General features: G+C 74.0%; 4 protein-coding genes. 3 read left to right on the top strand and 1 reads right to left on the bottom strand.

Annotated features, from left to right (window positions below):
- On the bottom strand, positions 1-516 hold a 516-nt coding region (locus NH602_RS26890; protein WP_253069239.1), incomplete at its 3' end, for a PucR family transcriptional regulator ligand-binding domain-containing protein.
- A 115-nt stretch (positions 517-631) separates the two neighbouring features.
- Here NH602_RS26890 and NH602_RS26885 point away from each other — a divergent pair.
- From NH602_RS26885 to NH602_RS32050, 3 genes are all read left to right on the top strand, one after another.
- Positions 632-2053, top strand: a complete 1422-nt coding sequence (locus NH602_RS26885; protein WP_073574250.1) for an aspartate aminotransferase family protein — start codon at positions 632-634, stop codon at positions 2051-2053.
- A gap of 103 nt (positions 2054-2156) precedes the next feature.
- Entirely contained in the window at positions 2157-4556 is a 2400-nt protein-coding gene (locus NH602_RS26880) for a glycerol-3-phosphate 1-O-acyltransferase (protein ID WP_073574249.1), read from the top strand.
- Complete coding sequence (locus NH602_RS32050) at positions 4543-6060, top strand: HAD-IB family hydrolase (protein WP_253069238.1); 1518 nt, start codon at positions 4543-4545, stop codon at positions 6058-6060. Before NH602_RS26880 ends, NH602_RS32050 begins: the two co-directional genes overlap by 14 nt.
- Positions 6061-6179: the final 119 nt, after the last annotated feature.

Genomic DNA, 6179 nt, shown 5'->3' with positions numbered 1-6179 from the left:
CTCGCACACCACGGGCGCGTCGATCCGGCGGGCCAGCTCGCCGACCACGCGCCCCGGCGGCACCCGGTGCAGGGCGAGCGTCCGGAACGCGGCCTCGACGCCCGGCGGCCCCGGGTCGTCGTCGCGGCGGGCGACCTGCCCCAGCACACCGGCGACGATCTCGGCGAAGCGCACCGTGCGCCGCAGCTCCACCAGCGGGAACCCGGCCGCCCGGGCGGCCTGCACCAGACCGGCGGGCAGCGACGGCAGCTGCCGGCCGATCTCCACGACCAGCCCGACCGCCCCGGCGGCCCGCAGCGCGTCGACGTAGCGGGCGGGGACGGTGGTGGGGTCGGCCACCGGCACCCCGACCGAGAGCACCAGCACCCCCGGCGGCAGCGTCCCGGCCGGGTCGGCGACCTCGCTGACGTGCACCCAGCGCACCGGGGTGCCCAGCGCCGCCCGCCCGGCCCGGACGGCGGGTGCCCCCGCCCGGACCTCCGGACGGGCCAGCACGTCGGCGATGGTCGGGTGCACCGGGATCCACTCCGTCCGCCGCGCGGTCGAGGACGATACGGATCGTATCCCTGACCGGGGCCGCCGCGGCGCCGACGATCGGAGACGTACCGCGCCGCTACCGAGGGAGCCCCACGTGACCGCCGTCGAGAACACGACCCGGACCGAGGCCGGAGCCACCCCGGACGCGCCCGCCCTCTCGCCGCACGCCGACGCCGCCGGGCGGCATCTCTGGATGCACTTCGCCCGGATGCACGGCCGGGACGGCGCCGCCCCGATCCCCGTCATCACCCGAGGCGACGGCGTGCACCTGTGGGACGACCGCGGCCGCCGCATCCTCGACGGCCTCGCCGGCCTGTTCGTCGTGCAGGCCGGGCACGGGCGGCGTGAGCTGGCCGAGGTCGCCGCGAAGCAGGCGTCGGAGCTGGCGTTCTTCCCGGTCTGGGGCTACACGACCCCGCCCGCGGCCGAGCTCGCCGAGCGCCTGGCCCATCTCGCCCCCGGCGACCTGAACCGGGTCTTCTTCACCTCCGGCGGCGGCGAGGCCGTCGAGAGCGCCTGGAAGGTGGCCAAGCAGTACTTCAAGCTCCGCGGCCGCCCGCTCAAGCACAAGGTGATCTCCCGGGCGACGGCGTACCACGGCACCACCCACGGGGCGATGGCCGTGACCGGGCTGCCCGCGATGAAGAAGGACTTCGAGCCGCTGGCGCCCGGCGGGTTCCGCGTACCCAACACCAACCTCTACCGCCACCCCGAGTTCGACGGCGACGCCGAGGCCCTGGGCCGCTGGGCCGCCGACCGGATCGAGGAGGCCATCGCGTTCGAGGGCGCGGACACCGTCGCCGCGGTCGTGCTCGAGCCGGTGCAGAACTCCGGCGGCTGCCTGACCGCGCCGCCGTCGTACTTCGCCCGGGTCCGCGAGATCTGCGACCGGCACGACGTGCTGCTCGTCGCCGACGAGGTGATCACCGGCTTCGGCCGCCACGGCGTCCCGTTCGCCAGCGCGAAGTTCGGGTTCACCCCGGACATCATCACCTGCGCGAAGGGCATGACCTCGGGCTACGGGCCGCTGGGCGCGATGATCGCCTCGGAGAAGGTGATCGAGCCGTTCCTCGCCCCCGGCGTCACGTTCCCGCACGGCTACACCTGGGGCGGGCATCCGGTCTCGGCCGCCGTCGCGCTCGCGAACCTCGACCTCATGGAGCGCGAGGACCTCTACGGCAACGTCCTGTCCCACGCCGACGCGTTCGGCGCGACCCTCGACCGGCTCCGTGACCTGCCGATCGTCGGCGACGTCCGCGGCGACGGCTACTTCTGGGCGATCGAGCTCGTGCGGGACCGCGACACCAGGGAGACCTTCGGTCCGCAGGAGCGGGAGCGGCTGGTGCGCGGGTTCCTCCCCGGGGCGCTGTTCGAGGCGGGCCTGTACTGCCGCCCCGACGACCGCGGCGACGTCGTGATCCAGCTGGCGCCGCCGCTGATCGCGGGACAGCGCGAGTTCGACGAGATGGAGCAGATCCTGCGGGGGGTGCTCGCCGAGGCGGACAAGATCGTGTGAGTTGGCGGGCGACCGCCGCGTCGGGTTGTTGCCCAACCGGCGGGTAACTAGGTTGACCCCCGCAGGCGCCGCACCGCGGCGGGGCATGCCGACGGGGGGCTCCATGACGACCGACGACCTCACCGGCGGCGGACGCGAGGTCGTGGTGACCCAGGCCCGGTCGCACACCGAACGCGGCATCCTGCGGCGCTGGGCCGAGGAGCAGCACCCGGGCTCGGCGGTCGTCGGGATCGGGCCGAACGGCGAGGTCCCGTCCGCGCTGGGGGAGGCCCTGCACGGCGACGACACGGTGATCGTCCCGGCCCGCGTGGCCTGGGTGACCCCCGAGCCCGAGGACGGCGGCCCGGTCCGCAAGCTCACCGGGCTCGCGACGTCGGCGGTGATGCGGATGGCGTGGTCGCCGCTGCACCCGTCGATGGCCCGGCACCGCCCGGATGCGGCGCGCGTCGTGGCGGGGGAGCCGGCGACCGTCGCCGACCTGGTGTCGCGGTTCGTCGCCCAGGAGAGCGGGCGGCCGGGCAGTAACGGCTTCACCCGGTTCGTCGCCCGCCAGGCCGTGCTGGCCTGCGACCGCGCGGAGCGGCGCATCCTCGGCGACCGCTACAAGGTGCCGCGCCGGATGGTCGAGCAGATCACCTCCTCGGCCCGGTTCCCGGCCCTGGTCGAGCGGCTCGCGCACCAGACCGGCAGCCCCGCCACCGAGGTCGAGCAGCGTCTGGAGTCCTGTCTGCACGAGATGGCCGCCGTGCAGAGCCCGCCCGCCATCGACCTCTTCCGGGCGATGATGGGGCCGATGCACGCCAAGGCCTGGGACGTGCAGGTCGACGAGTCCGGGCTGGAACGGCTGCGCGAGCTGAACAAGGAGCACGCGCTGGTGTTCCTGCCCAGCCACCGCTCCTACGCCGACCCCCTGCTGTTCGCCGAGGTGCTGCACGACCGCAACTTCCCGCGCAACCACGTCCTGGGCGGCAACAACCTGTCGTTCTGGCCGATGGGGTCGCTCGGACGCCGCGCCGGGATCGTGTTCATCCGCCGCACCTTCGGCGGGGACACCGTCTACAAGGCCGCGATCCAGGAGTACCTGGGGCATCTGCTCGCCAAGCGTTTCAACCTGGAGTGGTACATCGAGGGCGGCCGCAGCCGCACCGGCAAGCTGCGCAAGCCCCGCATCGGGCTGCTGCGCTACCTGGTGTCCGCGCTGGAGGAACGCCCCGAGCTCGACGCGGTGCTCGTCCCCGTGTCCATCGTCTACGACCAGCTGCACGAGGTCGGCGCGATGGCCGCCGAGCAGCGCGGTGGGCAGAAGAAGGCCGAGGGACTGGGCTGGCTCTACGGCTACTTCCGCGACCAGCGCCGCCACATCGGCACCGCCCGGGTGCGCTTCGCCGAGCCGTTCGCGCTGCGCCGTGCGCTCGACGACGCCGGCCCCGGCCGGGCCCAGCTGGAGAAGGTCGCCTTCCGGGTGTGTGCGGGCATCAACCGCGTCACCCCGGCGACGGCGACCTCGCTCGCGACGTTCGCGCTGCTCTGGGCGCAGGACCGGGCGCTGACCCTGCAGCAGGTCCGGGAGGTCGTCGCGCCGCTGGCGGACTACCTGGAGGCCCGCGGCATCCCGGTGCCGATCGCCGAGCTGCGGACCCGGCACGGCCTGCGGATGACCCTCGACCGGCTCGCCGAGGCCGGGGTCGTCACCGTCTACGACGGCGGCACCGAGCCGGTCTTCGCCGTCAGCACCGGCCGCCACCACGTCGCCGCGTTCTACCGCAACGGCGCGCTGCACCACCTGCTCAACCGGGCCATGCTGGAGATCGCGCTGCTGCGTGTCGGCGACGCCGCCCCCGACGAGGACATCGTCGAGGTCGCGTGGCGCGAGCTGGCCCGGCTGCGGGACCTGCTGAAGTTCGAGTTCTTCTTCTCCACCCGCCGTGAGTTCCGCGCCGAGATCATCGGCGAGCTGGACCTGGTCGACCCGGAATGGCGGACCCGGGCGGCCGACCCGGCCGACGTGCGCGGTGTGCTCCGCCAGGCTCCGCTGCTGGTCGCGCCGGGCGTGCTGCGGTCGTTCCTCGACGCCCAGCTCGTCGTCGCCGACCGGCTGGTCGCGCTGGGCGAGGAGCCGATGGCCGAGGAGAAGGAGTTCCTGGAGGACTGCCTCGGCGTCGGCCGTCAGATGCTGCTGCAGCAGCGGCTCGACCGCGCCGACTCGGTGTCGCGCGAGCTGTACGCCACCGCCGTGCGCCAGGCCGGCAACCGCGACCTGCTCGGCGAGCCGGAGTCCGGCGCGGCCGGCGCGTCACTGGGGGAGCGGCGCGCCGCCTGGCTGACGGAGGTCACCGCGGTGATCCAGGATCTGGGACGGCTGGGCGAGTTGCAGCGCGCCCGCCTCGAGGTGGTCCTCGGCTCCGGCGGGACGACGGCGCCCGAGGCGGCCCCGGCGTCGCCGGTGGTCCCGCCCTCCGGGGCGAAACAGCGTGCGGAAGGGGATACGGGTGTCGCCAGCTGACGGGACGCCGGCCGGGGACACCCGGGACCGGCTCCGGGCCATCCGGGAGGCGGAGCCGGGACCGGGGACGGTCGCGTACTTCGACTACGACGGCACCGTCATCGACGGCTACTCCGCGGGGGCCTTCTACCGCAAACGGCTGCGCGAGTTCGACGTCGGGCCGGTCGAGATGGTGCGCACCGTGCTGTTGGGCATGCGCGGGATCCGCACCGACGACGACTTCAAGGAGTTCCTCTCCATCACGCTCGCGACCTGGAAGGGCCGCAGCGAGGACGAGCTCCACGCCCTCGGGCGGACGCTGTTCCGTGACGAGATCGCGGGCTCGCTGCACCCGGAGGTGTGGGAGCTGGTCGCCGCCCACCAGGAGCAGGGCCACCAGGTCGTGATGGCGTCCTCGGCGACGCGGTTCCAGGTGCAGCCGATGGCCGACGAGCTCGGCGCGGACCGGGTGCTGTGCACCGAGCTGGAGGTGCACGACGGCGTGCTCACCGGCCGGGTCGCGGGCACCTCGCTGTGGGGCACCGGCAAGGCCGAGGCAGTCCGCGCCGACGCCGCCGCGCACGGTGTCGACCTGGCGGGCTGCTTCGGCTACGCCAACGGCACCGAGGACGCGGAGTTCCTGTCCGCCGTCGGCCACGCGGTCGCGGTGTCACCGACCGACTCGCTGCGCGCGCTCGCCGGCGAGCGGGGATGGCCGGTGCTCGACTGCGCACCCCGCGGCGGGCTGTTCCCCAGCGTCACCGACGTCGCCCGCACGGCTGTCTTCTACGGCGGCATGGCCGGCGGGCTGGCCGCCGCGGCCGGGGCCGGGCTGCTGCACGGCTCGCGCCGCCGGTTCGTCGACATGGCCGGCTCGGTCGGCGCCGACGTCGCCTTCGGGCTCGCCGGGATCGACGTCGAGGTGACCGGCGCGGAGTACCTGCACTCCGCGCGGCCGTGCGTGTTCGTGTTCAACCACCAGTCCAAGTTCGACGTGCCGGTGCTGATGAAGCTGCTGCGCGAGAGCTTCACCGGCGTCGCGAAGAAGGAGGCCGCGCAGATCCCCGTGTGGGGGCAGCTGTTCTGGGCCGCCGACGTCGCGTTCATCGACCGCTCCAACTCCCGCGCCGCCCGCGCGGCGCTGCAGCCGGCCGTCGACAAGCTGCGCGACGAGGGGATCTCCCTCGCGATGGCGCCGGAGGGCACGCGCTCGCCGACGCCCCGGCTCGGCCCGTTCAAGAAGGGCGCGTTCCACATCGCGATGCAGGCCGGGGTGCCGATCGTGCCCGTGGTCATCCGCAACGCCGGGGAGATCATGTGGCGCGGCGCCCAGACGTTGCGCGGCGGGACCGTGCAGGTCGCCGTCCTGCCTCCGGTGGACACCTCGTCCTGGGTCCCCGAGGACGCCGGGAAGTACGCCGAGGAGGTCCGCGGCCGGTTCCTCGACACGCTCGCCGCGTGGCCGGAGCGCCGCATCGCCCAGCAGTACGACCGCAGCGACCACAGCCAGGAGGACCCGGCATGAGATGCCCTGTGTCAACCCGCCGCTTGTTGATCTTCGAGGAGGCGTTGGAGGGCGCGGTGTCGGGTGGGGTCGTAGGCGAGGTTGTCCTGCCAGCAGTGCCAGATGACGAACAGCCAGGC

Source organism: Pseudonocardia sp. McavD-2-B (genome assembly GCF_024124365.1).
Classification (GTDB): domain Bacteria; phylum Actinomycetota; class Actinomycetes; order Mycobacteriales; family Pseudonocardiaceae; genus Pseudonocardia; species Pseudonocardia alni.
Note: the sequence above shows the minus strand (reverse complement) of the source record. Positions and strands in the feature narration are given on the sequence as shown.